The organism is Candidatus Alcyoniella australis (genome assembly GCA_030765605.1).
Taxonomy (GTDB): Bacteria; Lernaellota; Lernaellaia; order JAVCCG01; family Alcyoniellaceae; genus Alcyoniella; species Alcyoniella australis.
In genome coordinates, this window is record JAVCCG010000048.1 from 19,637 (window position 1) to 34,230 (window position 14,594).

The window sequence follows — 14,594 nt, forward strand, 5'->3', positions numbered from 1 at the left end:
GATGTTAGGAAACCACGCGGTCGGTTGTCAAATCGGGCAAACGACCATGGGCAAGTTTCATCGAAATCTGGATTAAACCAACGAGCGCAGCACCACGACCCACTCCATCGAGGCGGCGACCATCCAGTGCAAAATTACGCACGGCCAGAAACTGCGAGTCTTTAGCGCCAGCACGCACAGGGCTATTCCGGCGATCACCGATCCCAGGGCCTCGGGAAACGGCTTGGAATAGTGCAGCACCACAAAGGGTAGGTTGGCGATCAGCACGGCGTTGAAACCCAGGCGGTCGTAGAGGCCGAACAACATGTATCCGCGGAAGAGAAACTCCCAGCCGATAAAGTAGAGAAATAGAAACAGGTGCACCAACAGCAGCCGCCCGACCATGGTTCCGGCGGAGACCGGGGTCTTGCCGATCAACAGCGGGTCGACCCACTTGACCTGGGGATAGTAGTCAACGAACGCGTCCAGCGCCTCGGCCCCGGATTGCCAGCCCGCAAAGTTGCAGAGGTCGGGCAGCAGTCCGACCAGCACGGTCAGCGGCAACATGATCAGCGCGAACAGGCCGACGATCTTCAGCGCCAGACGACTGTCGCCGATCCCCAAGCCGAAATCGGAGAGCTTACGGCGGTGCAGCAGTTTGATCAAAAGCAGCGGGATCACGAAATAGATCACAAACGAGGACAGAGCCCAGATCGCATAAGGGTAGAGCTCGCTGAACTCGCCCTTGATCGGCTTGATGCCGAACTGGGGGAGGATGTTGCGCCTGATAGAGCCGCGGCGGAAAAAGCTGTGGTGCACCAGGATCAGCACGCTGGAGATCAACAGCACCAGCGCCTCGGGCTGCCGCAGCTCGCGGAAGACCCTAATCAGCTCAGACTTAATCGCCTTGAACATTCAGTCGCCTCAACGGTAGAGCAAAATCTCCGCGCGCGCGGCCATGAAGTCGGCGTCGACCTCTTCGGCCACAGCCAGCAGCTCGTCCAACGCGGCGTGGGCGTCGATCATTCGCCGTACCCTGTCTGTGCCGCACAGCATGTCGATCGCCAGGCGGTCGGACACGAATTCGTAGGGCTCGGTGCGCCAGTTGAACTGCGAGCCGGCGACCTTGTTGGCGGCCCACAGCAGGGCCAATCCCGTGCGATAGGGCCTGAAGGAGTGCTGCTCGATTACGTGACAGAATACGCCGTCACAATCGTTCGCCGCGTGTTTGCCGAAAACAGGGTTGAAGCTGATCGGACGGAAGCGCACTCCCGGAAGTCCGACCAGATTCAGGCGTTCGGCCAAAGCGCCGGCGCTGATGAACGGCGCACCGATCTGTAAAAACGGCATGGTCGTGCCGCGCCCCTCGGAGAGGTTGGTGCCCTCGACCAGACAGGCGCCGGGGTAGACCAATGCGGTCTCGAAACTTGGCATGTTCGGACTGGGCGCGATCCAGCGCAAATCGGTCTGGTTAAAAAGCATCGAGCGCTTCCAGCCCTGGCATTGCAGCACCGTGACCTCGCAGTACAAACCCAAATGGCGCGTCATGAAGATCGCCAACTCGCCCAATGTCATGCCGTGCCGGACCGGAATCGGGAACAGCCCGACAAAGCTCTGGTACTCCGGCTCGAGCAGGTTGCCCTCGACCTGTTCGCCGCCCAGGGGATTTGGTCGGTCGAGCACCAGCGCCGGAATTCCGGCCTGGCCGGCAGCGCGCAACGCATGGGCCATGGTGGCGGCGTAGGTGTAGTAGCGCGCACCGATATCGACCAGGTCGATCACCAGCAGGTCGATCTCCGCCAGGCGCTGCGGATCGATCTGCAGGCTCTGCTCGTCGCCGCCGTAAAGGCTATCCACTTCAATACCGCGGTACATCGTGTCCTGAGCCGCGACTTGGTCCTGCAACGTGCCGAATAAACCGTGCTCGGGCGAGTGGATCTGCACCAGCTCGGCGTCCACGCCGTCGATCAGCACGTCGGCGGCGCTCGCCAGCTCGCGGGTCAGGGCTGCGGCGTGAGTCAACAGGGCGATCCGTTTGCCGCGAATATTGGGATATTCTCCGGCCGCCAGTCGGTCCAATCCGCAGAGCACTCTCACAGCTCGATCCGCCTCAGGGTGCGATGTTTACGAAAGTAGCCCAGGTTGACGCAGTTGGTGTCGTGAATTTTCTTTTCATGGCTTTGGGGCTGGTGCACGTGACCGAAGTAGCATTCCCGCGGCTTGAACCGTTCGATAAACGCCGAAACGGCTGCACAGCCCTCTTCATCGCGTTGAGCGTGAATGTCGACGGTCAACTCCGCGTCGGCCGGAGGTGGGTGGACCAGTAGCACGTCGACCTCGCCCAGCCCGTAGAGTAGTTCGGCGTAATCATGCGGCGGCCGTTCACCCGGCAGGCCGAAGCTGAAAGGCCCGGGCGGCATACCCGAGAGCATGCCGACCGTGCTCGAGCCGATCTCGATGCACAGGCTGTCGACCACCGTAATTCGCTCGTTCCCCTCGGCGGCAGCTTGCAGCAGATGCGGCACGTCGACGTTGCCCCACAGCAGGTAGGCGCGGCAAGGAATGGAGTTGATCAGTTCGACGTACGACTCGGCTACACGCTGCATCACTGTGGCATAAAACTGCGGCCTGTCGCCGCCGACATCCTGCATGGTCCGTTTTACCGACTCGCGGTCGCCACGGCGTAGCGCCTCGAGCGCGCTCGCCACAACGTCATGGCCCAGCAGGTCGACCAAGATCCCCTCAATGTCGTCGTAGTCCACTAGGTTCAGGTAATCGCCCAGGCCGATAAACAGGTCGTCCGCGGAGAGTCCGCTTGCCAGTTCGTCGAAGCGGCCGTGGATGTCGGCGGCAAGCTTGACGATCATGAGGTGGGCGCCTGCCTGGCCTTGGCGATCAACTCGCGGGTCTGGGGATGGATCACGGCGTAGGTGATCAGGGCCTTGCACACCATCGCGCCCTGAGCGTCGAAGATCTCGACGTCGCAGACCGCGGTCGTGGTCCCCTTGCGCACAACGCGCGCCTCGCAGATGCATTTCCCCGGCGCGGCAGGGGTAAGGAAATTAATTTTCATCTCGATGGTCGTCACCCGCTCCTGCGGATCGCACAGCGATAGCACGGCGATCGCCGTGGCCGAGTCGGCCAGAGAGGACAGTGCGCCGCCGTGGATTACGCCGCCGGCATTGGACAGCTGTTCCGATTGGGCCATCACCAGCCGGGCGTAGCCATTATCGATGTGTTCGATGGTGATGCCCAGATGGCTCCAGAACGGACTGCTCTGGGCAATGTCGGTCACCAGTCGGCGCCAAGTCTGCTCGTCCATTAATCGCTTTCCAAGTTGCGCGCGACCAGCCGCTTGCCGATCGGATCGCGGTTGAGAACACTCGCAACATTGCGCAGCCAGGTATAGCGACGGCTGGGCTCGGGCTCGGCCGGCTGAGCCTCGATCAGCATCTCGAACCAGGCCCGCGCATCGCGCTCGCTGCGCCTGCGAGTGCCTGCGCCGTCGCTGTAAAGCACGCCCTCGAGGCAGTAGAGCCAGAACTCTTTGATCCCCGCGGCCTTGGCCGCGGCAACATCGCAACGCATATCCTCGGGACCGCCGTATGTGCGCAGCGGCTTGCCGGGCAACACGGCCTCGTAATTGCTGCCCAGTGTAATCTGTCCGTGATCGCCGAAGCGTTCGCGCAGCAGCCGCGACTGCTCAAAGACCATGCGCGTGACGCCGCGGCGGTCGAGCAGGTTTCCCATCAGGTCGCCGAGGTACGAGGTGTACATCATCAGGTTGTAGTTGCGATAGTCCACCGAGAAAATCGGCATCTCCAACAAGTCCTGCAACCGGTAGCCCTCGACGAGCAGATCGGCGAGCAGCAACGGGAAGACCGCCACATAATTGGTTTCACACCTCTGGGCAACGGCGCGAACCATGCGTTCGATCTCCTGCGATGCGCCTGCAAATCGCCGCGGATTGCGGTTTTCCAATGCGAATTTCAACAGCTCAGCGGCCTTAGAAAGCCCGCAGGTCTGCGGATCGAGCATCGCGCTCATCTGCTGCCAGGGAGTCTCCACGTCGTAAACCACGCCGGGCAGATCGGCCTTGCAGTTGTCGAACCAGTCCAGCAGCCGCGACATGGATTCGGCGAAACGCCGCGCGTTGCGCTCGTTGAGCCAGTAGCCGTGATCCTTGGGAAGCAACGGCCAGAGTAGGGCGCGTCCGCCGCGCTGATTGAACGTATCGATCCAGCGCCGGATGCCGTTCCAAAAACGATCGTCAACCGCGATCGGCTCCAGCGGCAGGGGTACGGCGTAGGCCACGGTCAGGTTATAACGCTGGACGATCTCCAGGGTGCGCCGATGGCTCAACTCGTCCAGCGGCATGGTCTCGGCGTATGCCCCAAGGCGCGGCAACGAATCGCCCACTATCTTGCCTGCAAAGCGCTGATCAGCGCTTACCCGCAGCAGCTCTGGTCGTCGTCGTCATCGTCGCCGGACGCATCGTCGTCATCGTCGCCAAGATCGTCGTCGTCATCGTCGCTGTCGTCGTCATCATCGTCGTCATCGTCGCCGGGCTGGTCGACCACAATATACTCGACGCGCGTGGCCACGCCGCTGCCGATGCTGCTGTCGATCGTCAGCTGAACCGTATAGCGACCCGGATACTGGTACACGTGGCTCGGGTTCTGATCACTGCTGGTATCGGTGTCGCCGAAGCTCCAGCTCCAGCCCGTGATATTGCCCATCAGGCACTGGCTCATGTCGGTGAAATCGACGCTAAGCGGCGCGTCGCCCTGGGTCGGATCGCCGACGAAATCGACGACCAACGCAATATAGCTGCCCACGGAATCGAGGTTGAGCGTCCCCTTGGAGCAGTTGTCCACGCGTAAATAGCGCACGCTGGACAGTCCGCTGCCGTCCAAATCGAAGCTCGATGTTCCGCTGCCGTATCCCAGCAGCTTCCAGTTGCTCGACGGCTGATGCCACGGCGTGTTCGAGCCGTAGAGTGCGTAGCCCTCGCTGTCGGAGACCACCACCAGGACGTCGTCGCCGTCGTTATCGTCGATCGCCCCCTCCGGGCTGAGGTCGATCACCGCGTAACCGTTGTTGCCGATGGCCACGTACCCGCCGTCGGTGGGGCCCAGGGCGTCGATGGTCAGGGTGGTGGTGGACTCGCTGTTGGTCATGAACGAGTACAGCCAGCGAAAGCCGTAGCTCATCGGCGTGGCTTGCGGTGTCAGTTCCAGGTCGACCTGGGTACGGCTACCCGTGCTGACTACCACGTCCTGCTGCGTGGCGACCTGGTAGCCCGGGGCCCAGGCGGTGACGTCGTAGGTGCCCGGACGCAGCACGCGGAAAAAGTCGCCGACCAGCGGGTCGCTGTAGACCACCCAGGCCGGATCAACGTAGAGCATGGCGCCGACGGGCGCGTCGCTGGTCGCGTCGGTCACCATCCCCTGGATACCGGTATCAACCTGGGTCATCAGGTCGAATACGCCGTCGTCGTTGATGTTGATTATCCCGGGAATCTGCGAGTACGGCGGTGTCTTGATGGTGCTAATCTCGATGGTCCAGCCCAGGGATCCGAACGTACCGTAGAGCGTATCCTTGCTCGATCCGTGGTACGGCGAGCCGTAGAGTCCGGCCCCCTGGTACCGCTGATACCCGGTGTATCCGCAGTAGACGCCTCCCATATAATCCATCAGCGCGCCGTCCGGCGGGCTGGTGTAGGTGTAGCTCCAGGCCCAGAGGAATTTTGTTGTCCCGGTGTGGTAACTGGTCCCCATTGAGAACTGGTTGTCCAGCCACAGGTTGGCGATCGCCTGGCTCTCGGGCTCGCCATAGGGGAAGTCCGATCCGCCCTCTGACTCCCACATGTAGCCGTAGTCGCGGTTGAGGTCCACACTGTCGCCGTTGTAACGACTGGAATTGACGTGTCCATCGGGATTGACGATCGGCACGAACCAGTTTTCAAGGTCGTCAACCAACGCCGTCATATCCCAGTCGGTGCCGTAGCCGGTGACCATCTGATTGATCACGTCGAGCAGCAACTCGGTGCCCGGCGGTTCGTCGCCGTGGGTCGTGGAGTCCCAATAGATCTCGGGCTCGGCCTCGTCCACCGTAACGTTGTCCGAGATCTTCAGCGCCCACAGCGTGCGCCCGCCCAAGCTGGTGCCCAGGTTGTGCAGCTGCGCGATACTCGGATAGTTCGTGGCCACGTTGCTTAAAAACGTCGCCATCTCAGAGTAGTCGTAGTACTCGGCCGGCGGCCCGTCCAATCCGCGGGCCAGTCGATCGCCCCAGTAATCCTCGATCAACACGTCGAAGGCGATCGAGCTGTCGATTAATTGCTCGATCTGCTGCGGCGAAAACAGAAAATCAAGATGCAGCTCGTCCGCACCCATGTAGGCCCGTGCGGCAAGCTGCACCGTTGCGATGTCCTGCGGCCCTGCAGAATAGACCCGCACCAGCGATTCGAGTGGATGAAAATTGTAATCGCGCGCCAGGCCGGGTAGGGCGCAAATCAGCGTCAGACACAGTGCGATCAACAGGCAACGCTTGAATGTGTTCATCGTCGAATCCTCTTGGAGTTTAGCCTGGATTATTCATGCGGGTTCGTCAACGAAACGTGCCGGGAGCCGCAGCTAAACCTTGATGCATAATCCAGGTTAGGATTGGCAACAAATTAGCCCGTAGCGAGGTGAAAATCAAAGCCGGTCAACTCCATTGCCTGCTCTGGCCCCTTCCGATCAAAGTGCGATCCGAGGCAACGCACGAAGATCCGATTCGGCCCTATTATCCACCTGGGCTATAATCCCCGCGATGCACAGTCCCAAAGATCTTTCATTGCGCACGGTCGTATTTGCACTCATCGCGTTGCTGGCGCTGGCCGGACTGCTGCGGTTCTGGGGGGTCTGGGACCGGCCGCTGTGGGACGATGAGATCTCGACCTTGCACTACAGCGAGCAGGGGTTGCGGCAAATCTACCAGATCCACGGCGGACGCGATTCCAGCCCGCTGGGGCTCTACTTCTTCTACCATTACTACGGACGGCTGGGAGTCGGGCACGTGATCAGCCGGCTGCCGATGCTGGTCTCCTCGATCCTGGCCGTGCTGTTTACCTACTTGTTGGCCCGCAGCTTTGGTTCGCGGCGCATGGCGCTGATCGCGGCCGCAGCCCTGACAATCAGTCCGCTGGCAACCGCCTGCTCCCAGGATCTGCGAATGCAGAGTCTGGTGCTGCTGTGCGCGACCGCCGGATCGTTGTCCCTGGTCAAGCTGCTCCAGGGACGAAACCTGGGCTGGTCCGTGCTCTTGGCAATCTGCTGGGCCGCATTGATCAACCTGCACTACGCCACCGCGTTCCTGTTCGCGGCCTGGGTAGTGATGATCGTGGTGTTCAGCTTGCGGCTGTTCCGGGCTCAGGGCGCTGTCAACCAGCCGCAGAGCCTTGAGCGCTGGGCCGTGTCGCTGCGCTCACGCTACCTGACACTGCTGGCCTTGCTTTTTGCCATGGGCTTTGCCGCTGCCAGCTTCGTACCCACGTTGAAAATCTTTTTCGTTCAGGCGATGCGCGGACAGACTTGGCGTCCGCCGATCGGCTTGTTCGAGCTGCTGATTAAACTGGCGATTTACTTTTCCTACGGAGCTGTGGACGATCATTTTCCAACACTGATCGGTCCGCTGGATCGTTTTACTAATCAGCAGATGTTGGCCGGGATTATCTTGATGGCGGCGATGTCCATACCGTTTGCAGCGCTGTGCCTGCGCGGCGCCCGCGGCAAATTTCAAGATCGCTGGATGCTGCTAATTTTGGCTGCGCTGCCGCCGTTGATGCTGATCGTGATCACGCGCGCGGTCAACCTGTTCGACGTGCGCCCCACGTTGTACATGCTACCCGCGTTGCTGATCCTGCTCGCCATCGGTTTGGAGCGGACCTGGAACTCGCGCCCCACATTGGCGGTCATTGCGGCCAGCTGGCTGTTGCTCACCAGCGGCCTGAGCCTGCGCGACTATTACTACAACCCGGACTTCGTCGGACAGGACTTCCGCCTTGCCGCCCGACAGATTGAGGACGGGTTGCGGCCCGGCGACGCAGTGGTCAGCTTTCATCCGCAAAAGACATTCGGACTTGAATACTACCTCCAGATCAACCAACCGCTGATCTACCTGTTCGACGACGCAATGATCAATCAGCCTCCCGAGGAGATGCAGTCGCGGATCTCCGAGAAGCTCGACCAGCTAGTGGCCGATCACAATCGGATCTGGCTGTTCGATTATCATGGCAAGGTCTACGACTTCCTGGGCTACACCAACGAGCAACTCCGGCAGCGGATGTATCAGGTCGGTCGCTGGAGTTGGGGGCGCGAGCCCAAGGGCTTCAGCCTCGAACTCTACAGTTCCGACGTGTACCAGGCCGCAAGCTCCTACGTGGAGCAGATCGACCTTCGGCCCGGCGGGCGAGGCGAAGGGCAGATCCTCTCGGGCCTCTATCCCCAAAGCCCGGAAGGCCGTTGGATGGCTCAACGTGCGCTGTTCGTGCTGCCCAACCCCCAGACCGCGGGCAAGGCCTGCGCCGATTACCACCTGGCCGCGTACCTGGGCGAAGAGCCGCTGGAAGTAAGCCTGGTTATTGACGGCGCAACCCTGGCCGCGCGCAGCGACCGGGCTCCAGGCGACTTCGATCTCTGCGGACCGTTCCAGCCCTCAAGCCGCCCGCTGCTTTACCTCGAGCTGATCGCCGACCGGACTTTTATTCCCGGCCAGGTCGATCCGCGACTAAAGGCCGACACGAGCAGCAAATCGATTTTCGTCTATGGAGTTGGAATCGAAAGTCAGTGAATCGTCGGACCGTCGTCGCGGTCGTCCCGTCCGCCGTCGATCACCTTGAAGCTGTCCTTGATCCGCTTGAGCTTGCGGCGGTAGTAGACCTCGCGCAGGCGATGGTAGAGCACGCTGTAGCGTAAGTAGAGGAATCCGAAAAGCATCCCTCCCAGGTGGGCGATGTGGCCAATGCCCGAGCCGCCCTGGTCGCGGATCATCCGTAGCGAGAACACCAGCTCAATCGCGCCGAAGATGATCACCATCCAACGCGCCTGAATCGGAATCACGAAAAACAACAGGATCTGCCGCCGCGGCCATAGATAGGCGAAGGCGAACAGCACGCCGTAGGCGATGCCCGAGGCGCCGATGGCGGGAATCATCCACTCTTCGCGCTGCATCAGCGGCATTGCCGCCAGGTTAAGCAGGCCCGCGCCAACTCCCGTGATCGCGAAATAGACGATGGTCCGCCGCGGCCCCAATGTGCGCTCGAGGTCCGCGCCGAACATCCAGATCGCGAACAGGTTGAAGAACAGGTGCAGGAAGTTGGCGTGAAAGAAGTTGAAGCTCAACGGCTGCCAGATAAAGCCGTGGATCACCCGTTCGGGCACCAGCCCGAAAAACATAATTAGGCCGTATAACGCCTGATCGCCGAGGAACTCCCGGACCAGGAATTCCACGCCGAACACCGCGGCGCAGATGATCAAAAATACCTTGACCACGGGCGTCAACGGCGGGCCAAAGCGCACCGTGGCCGGGCCTTGTCGCGAATCCATTCTCACGGTGCGTTCACCAGCTCGAACAGTGCGTCCAGGTGCAGTTCCAAAGGCCCGAACATCTGGGCCAGGTTGCTGCTAACGCCGGCTCCGGCCCTGAGGATCATCCGTTCGCGGCACACGACCTGGAAGGTCCAACCCAGCTGCTCAATGTGTTCCGCAGCCTCCTGGATCCGTTCGGAAACCGATCCGATCATTTCGTAGAGGTCTGCCACCGAGAATTTGCGCAGGCTGGTCGCACGTCGTCCCTTGAGCACCAGGGTCGCCAGGTCGAGGTAGGTCCGCGGATCGCACAGCTCAACCGCTAATATCGCGCCGTCCCAACGCACGTCGTACAGCTTTTGGTCGCCGAACAACGCGCTGAAACGCAAACCCCGATCGGCGGTCAGCTCGAAGTAGCGCGTGGCCAAGGTCAACAGGTCGGCAAACGGCCGATCGTCCAGCAACAGCTCGAGCAGGACCTTGAGCTCGCGTAGCGACTCGAGCCGATCCTCGATGAACTCTTGCGGGCCCGACCAGCCCTGCGGAGTGCGCAGCTCGAAATTCCAGGGCTCGACCACCCACAGCTCGAACAGTGCGCTGCGGTCCATTTCAATCACGATCCGATCCGTCGAGCTGCCAAGCAGCGGCTTGCCCTGACGACGCAACTCGGTCCGCGAATCCGGGAGCGCTGCGATCAGCGGCTCGATCTGGGTGCAGCGCTCGTTGTGTTGAAATACAAAACGCATATCCGCGCGGGCTATGGTCTGCGAAAGCCGCAACAGCAGGCGTTTGGTCTTGATTGCGAAATCGACCAGCGTGTTGACCATTTTGGGATCCTTGCTGCTCATCAGATGCTGTTTAGGAAGCGTTCCATCAAGCTTTGCTTGTTGAGCTTGCCATGGGAATCGCGCGGCAGTTTTTCCACGAACAGCACGCGGGTAGGGCATTTGTATCCGGCGAGGGGTCCCAGGCAGCGCTCGATAATCGACTGCTCGTCCGCACGGCAATCGGGTTTAAGCACCACGAAGGCCACTACCTGCTCGCCGTAGATCTCGTCCGGCGCGCCGATCACCGCGGTCTCTATCACTCGTTCGTCGTTCTCCAGCGCCTCGACCACCTCGCGTGGAAAGATGTTTTGGCCGCCGCGGATGATCAGCTCGCGCGCGCGGCCGACGATGAAGAAGAATCCGTCGCGGTCGCAGTATCCAACGTCGCCGGTGTGCATCCAGCCCTCGACGATCGTCTCGGCCGTGGCCTGGGGGTCGTTGTAGTAGCCGAGCATCACGTTGGGCCCCTTGATCTGGATCTCGCCGATGCGTCCCGGCGGAATCGGATCGCCTTGCCGGTCGACAATCCGCATCTGCTGGTCGGGGACCGGCAATCCGACCGAGCCGATCTTGCGCGTCGAATCCAGCGGGTTGACCGATGCGGTACAGGTGGCCTCGCTCAGCCCGTAGCCCTCGATGATGGTTGCGCCGAAGCGACTTTCGAAACCGTGGAGCACATCCACGGGCAGCGGCGCCGCGCCGCTGATACAGTAACGTAGCGAACGCAGGTCGTAGCGCCGGGTGTCCCGAAGCTTATTGAGAATCGCGTAAACCGTAGGCACGGCGCTGAAGGCCGTAACCTTGTGCTTGCTCAGCGCCGGGAGGAAGTCGTGGGCCCTGAACTTGGGCACCAGCAACACCGATGCCCCGGCGTACAACGGAGCGAGCAGGGTCACCACCTGGGCGTTGACGTTGTACAGCGGCAGCATGCACAGCAGCCGATCCTGCTCGCGCATCTGAACGCCGACTGCGGTCTGTGCGGCGTTGACCGTATAGTTGGCGTGGCTGAGCATCACGCCTCGCTGATGCCGGGAAGAGGCCGTTGCATAGAGTATCGCCGCAAGATCGTCGTCCCCCACATCCGTGGAGTCTTTGCACGGCGTACATGAGGTCAGCTCGGAAAACGCGCGGCCGCCTGCAACGTCCAGCGAGCCGACAACGACCAGATTATCGATAAGTTCCCGCTCAAGCAGCGAGCGCACCCGCTCGACTCGGGTGTGGTGCACGATCAAGGTGCGGGCGCCGCAATGCTGGACGATATTTCGAATCTCGTCGTGTTTGAGGTGCGTGTTCAGCGGTACGGCCACCGCACCGAGGCGCATAATCCCGAGGAAGCTCTGCACGAACTGCGGACAGTTGGGAAGCAGCAGCGCCACGCGATCGCCGTGGGCAACTCCCATGTTGCCCAGGCCCGCGGCCACTGATGATGTCGAGCGGTTTAACTGCCCGTAGGATGTCGTCGATTCCTCGAAAAACAGAAAAGTCTTATCGGCGTATTTGCGGGCGCGCTCGTTCAGCAAATCAACAAGGTTCACCCGTCGGACTCGCCCACACGTTTGAGCAACCACTCGCGCATGTCGTTAAGCGGCTTCTCCTTGCCGATCTCGTTGAAAATCTCGTGGTAAAAGCCCTCGTAGCGCAGCAGGGTGCGGTCTTCAACCGTGAGCCCGTCGTAAAACGCGCGGCTCCCCTCAGGGTTGCAGATCGGGTCGGCGTCGCCGTGCATCAGCAGGCACGGCAGGGTCAGTTCGCCGGCGCGTTCGACGGTCGACGCCATCGTCGCGACCATCTCGGTAAACAGCCGGGTCGTTATCTTCGGATGGACCAACGGGTCGGCGATGTAGGCCTCGACCACCGCCGGATCGTGGCTCAGAGACTGCGGATCGAGCTCGTTGTTGAGGCTTAATTTGGGGATGAACTTGCTGGTGACGTTGCCCAGCAGCCTCTTAACCGCGGGAACCTCCACTGCCAGCTTCAACGCAGCGCCTGAGCTCACCACGCCGCTGAGCCCCTCGGGCCGGGCCAGTGCGTATGACAGTACAATCAGGCCGCCCAGAGAATGCCCCGCCAGAAAAACCGGCAGGCCCTTGGCCTCAATCGACACCTCGGAGATCAGCTGACCCAGGTCGTCGTGAAATTGGTCAAAGCGTTTCACGAACGCGCGCTGCCCCTCGGACCGACCGTGTCCGCGATGATCCAGGGCGGCGACTGCAATGCCGGCGGGCAGCAGCACATCGACCACGTTGTTGTAACGCCCGGAGTGCTCGCCCAGTCCGTGGGCCAGCACCACCCAGGCGCGGGGCGACTGCGGCACCCACTGTTGGACGAACAGCGACAGGCCGTCCGCCGAGAAGATCGTACGCGTGGTATTCGTAATTTGTGTCATGGCGATTTCCCTAGTGTTAGAACACTTGATAGGAGAATCAAAATCTATCGTTCGCAAGATATTCAGTCAAGGATCGCAGGCCGATCTGACACCGATCATATTCGTGGGAGCGCCAAGGATTATCATCTATGATTGAGACATTCTTAAGGAGCTTTGAATGGACAAGAGAAAAATGAAAACGGAAGATTGCCGTCAACCGCTGCGCGACGAACTTCTCCATCGTGAAAAGCTGCCGCAGATCATCGACGGAATCGTGGCCTCGTGCCACGAACTAAAGGCTATTCAGCACATCAACGCGACGCTGATGCCCAGCCGCGACGAGGTGGCCAAGATCGTCGAGCAGCTCAGCGCGGTCCTCTTTCCCGGTTACGTCGGCCGCAGTTCGTTGGAGAGCAATAATCTAGTTTTCTACATCGGCGAGATGATCAACACGGTCTTCGAAGGGCTGGCGGGCCAGATCGAGCGCGCCATTCGACACGAGTGCCTGCGGCGCGAATCAGAAGTCTGCCTAAAATGCTTCGAAGCTTCCCGCGATAAGACAGTCGAATTTCTCAGCCGGATTCCGCAGCTCAGAGCAATCTTGGCCGACGATGTGCGCGCCGCCTACGAGGGAGACCCTGCCGCCCGCTCTCACGACGAGATCATCTTCAGCTACCCCGGAGTGCGCGCGGTCTCGATCTACCGCATGGCCCATGAGCTCTATCTGCTGAAGGTGCCAATCATCCCGCGGATCATGACCGAACACGCGCACCAGATCACCGGGATCGACATCCATCCCGGCGCGACCATCGGTCCGGGCCTGTTCATCGACCACGGCACCGGCGTGGTAATCGGCGAAACCACGGTGATCGGTCGTAACGTCCAGATCTACCAGGGCGTAACTCTCGGTGCACTGCGCGTGCATAAGGACGAGGATGGTCGCGTGATGCGCGGCCACAAGCGCCACCCGGACATCGGCGAGGGAGTGACGCTCTACGCCGGGGCCACGATCCTCGGCGGCGAGACCTCGATCGGTAGCAACAGTACGGTCGGCGGCAACCTGTGGCTGACCCATTCGGTGCCCGATGGAACGATCGCCGTGATGGAGCAAAACCGGATCAGCCTTCGCAAGCGCAAAGTCGATGGGATGGGACGCGACGTCGAGGAATCGACCATGGACTATTCGATCTAAGCCAGCTCCGCCTGCCAGCCGTTGATCTGCACCACGATCTCCTCGTAGATCTCGCGCATCGAGCGCCCCTTGACCACGTAGGAATGTTCTCCGCCCTGAACCAGGTGGACTTGATGCGGTACCTGGACCTGCCGCAGGGTGGTGGTCAGTAGGTCCAGGTGGCAAAACGGATCGCGGGTTCCCTGGACAAAGAGCATCGGCCGCGTTACCGACTTGATCAGCTCGTCGCGCGTCTCGCTGTGGAAATCGGGCGTATGCAGTGGGAACCCGAGAAATATCAGGCCGTCGCACTGGAATCCCATGGATACTGTCAGCGCGGCGATGCGCGCGCCCAGGCTCTTGCCGCCGAGGATCAGCCGCACGTCCCGGCCGTTCACCGCAGCCCGGGCGACGAACTCCAACGAGCCGACCAGCACCGGTTCGGGATCCGGCGTCTGATTGCCGGCATGGGTGAACGGAAAATTGAACAGCGCCACCTCGTGTCCCAGGTCCACCAGACCGTGGGCCACGGTGCGCATTATCGGGTGGTCCATGTTGTTGGAGACCCCGTGGGCCAACACGAACAGCGTGAAGTTATCGGTCGGGGCGTCCGGCGTCAGGTGAACCCCGTAGACCCAATCGCCATGGGTGATCCGCACCTTAAGCGATCGCTGCTGCAT

The 14,594-nt window shown here is 61.1% G+C and carries 13 protein-coding genes; 2 read left to right on the top strand and 11 right to left on the bottom strand.

Features of this window, described 5'->3' with window-relative positions; genetic code table 11:
- Window positions 1-72 precede the first annotated feature (72 nt).
- Genes P9M14_05355 through P9M14_05380 form a run of 6 tightly spaced genes read right to left on the bottom strand, consistent with a single transcriptional unit; the run spans window position 73 to window position 6,545 of the window.
- The gene (locus tag P9M14_05355) at window positions 73-894 is read right to left on the bottom strand and encodes a CPBP family intramembrane metalloprotease (protein ID MDP8255155.1); all 822 of its coding nucleotides are present in this window, start codon (window positions 892-894) and stop codon (window positions 73-75) included.
- A gap of 9 nt (window positions 895-903) precedes the next feature.
- Complete coding sequence (locus P9M14_05360) at window positions 904-2,076, bottom strand: DUF1343 domain-containing protein (protein MDP8255156.1); 1,173 nt, start codon at window positions 2,074-2,076, stop codon at window positions 904-906.
- Window positions 2,073-2,846 carry a hypothetical protein gene (locus P9M14_05365; GenBank protein MDP8255157.1) on the bottom strand — a complete coding sequence of 258 codons (774 nt, stop codon included), beginning with the start codon at window positions 2,844-2,846 and terminating at the stop codon, window positions 2,073-2,075. The genes P9M14_05360 and P9M14_05365 overlap by 4 nt, the downstream gene beginning before the upstream one ends.
- Complete coding sequence (locus P9M14_05370) at window positions 2,843-3,301, bottom strand: PaaI family thioesterase (GenBank protein ID MDP8255158.1); 459 nt, start codon at window positions 3,299-3,301, stop codon at window positions 2,843-2,845. Before P9M14_05370 ends, P9M14_05365 begins: the two co-directional genes overlap by 4 nt.
- Window positions 3,301-4,386 carry a hypothetical protein gene (locus tag P9M14_05375; GenBank protein ID MDP8255159.1) on the bottom strand — a complete coding sequence of 362 codons (1,086 nt, stop codon included), beginning with the start codon at window positions 4,384-4,386 and terminating at the stop codon, window positions 3,301-3,303. The genes P9M14_05370 and P9M14_05375 overlap by 1 nt, the downstream gene beginning before the upstream one ends.
- A 41-nt stretch (window positions 4,387-4,427) precedes the next feature.
- Window positions 4,428-6,545 carry a M14 family zinc carboxypeptidase gene (locus tag P9M14_05380; GenBank protein MDP8255160.1) on the bottom strand — a complete coding sequence of 706 codons (2,118 nt, stop codon included), beginning with the start codon at window positions 6,543-6,545 and terminating at the stop codon, window positions 4,428-4,430.
- A gap of 250 nt (window positions 6,546-6,795) precedes the next feature.
- Between P9M14_05380 and P9M14_05385 the strand changes: the two genes are divergently transcribed.
- Window positions 6,796-8,814, top strand: a complete 2,019-nt coding sequence (locus tag P9M14_05385; GenBank protein ID MDP8255161.1) for a glycosyltransferase family 39 protein — start codon at window positions 6,796-6,798, stop codon at window positions 8,812-8,814.
- Here the strand turns inward: P9M14_05385 and P9M14_05390 are convergent.
- From P9M14_05390 to P9M14_05405, 4 genes are read right to left on the bottom strand one after another with little or no spacing between them, the layout of a single operon-like run.
- The gene (locus P9M14_05390) at window positions 8,808-9,569 is read right to left on the bottom strand and encodes a rhomboid family intramembrane serine protease (GenBank protein ID MDP8255162.1); all 762 of its coding nucleotides are present in this window, start codon (window positions 9,567-9,569) and stop codon (window positions 8,808-8,810) included. The genes P9M14_05385 and P9M14_05390 overlap by 7 nt on opposite strands.
- Before the next feature lie 2 nt (window positions 9,570-9,571).
- Window positions 9,572-10,399, bottom strand: coding sequence for a hypothetical protein (locus P9M14_05395; protein ID MDP8255163.1), 828 nt, complete (start codon window positions 10,397-10,399; stop codon window positions 9,572-9,574).
- A complete protein-coding gene (locus P9M14_05400) occupies window positions 10,399-11,913 on the bottom strand; it encodes an AMP-binding protein (protein MDP8255164.1) in 1,515 nt (504 codons plus the stop codon). The genes P9M14_05395 and P9M14_05400 overlap by 1 nt, the downstream gene beginning before the upstream one ends.
- Complete coding sequence (locus P9M14_05405; GenBank protein ID MDP8255165.1) at window positions 11,910-12,764, bottom strand: lysophospholipase; 855 nt, start codon at window positions 12,762-12,764, stop codon at window positions 11,910-11,912. The genes P9M14_05400 and P9M14_05405 overlap by 4 nt, the downstream gene beginning before the upstream one ends.
- Before the next feature lie 157 nt (window positions 12,765-12,921).
- Between P9M14_05405 and epsC the strand changes: the two genes are divergently transcribed.
- Window positions 12,922-13,935, top strand: a complete 1,014-nt coding sequence (epsC, locus tag P9M14_05410) for a serine O-acetyltransferase EpsC (protein ID MDP8255166.1) — start codon at window positions 12,922-12,924, stop codon at window positions 13,933-13,935.
- Here epsC and P9M14_05415 read toward each other — a convergent pair.
- Window positions 13,932-14,594, bottom strand: coding sequence for a hypothetical protein (locus tag P9M14_05415; GenBank protein MDP8255167.1), 663 nt, complete (start codon window positions 14,592-14,594; stop codon window positions 13,932-13,934). The two genes, epsC and P9M14_05415, sit on opposite strands and share 4 nt — an antisense overlap.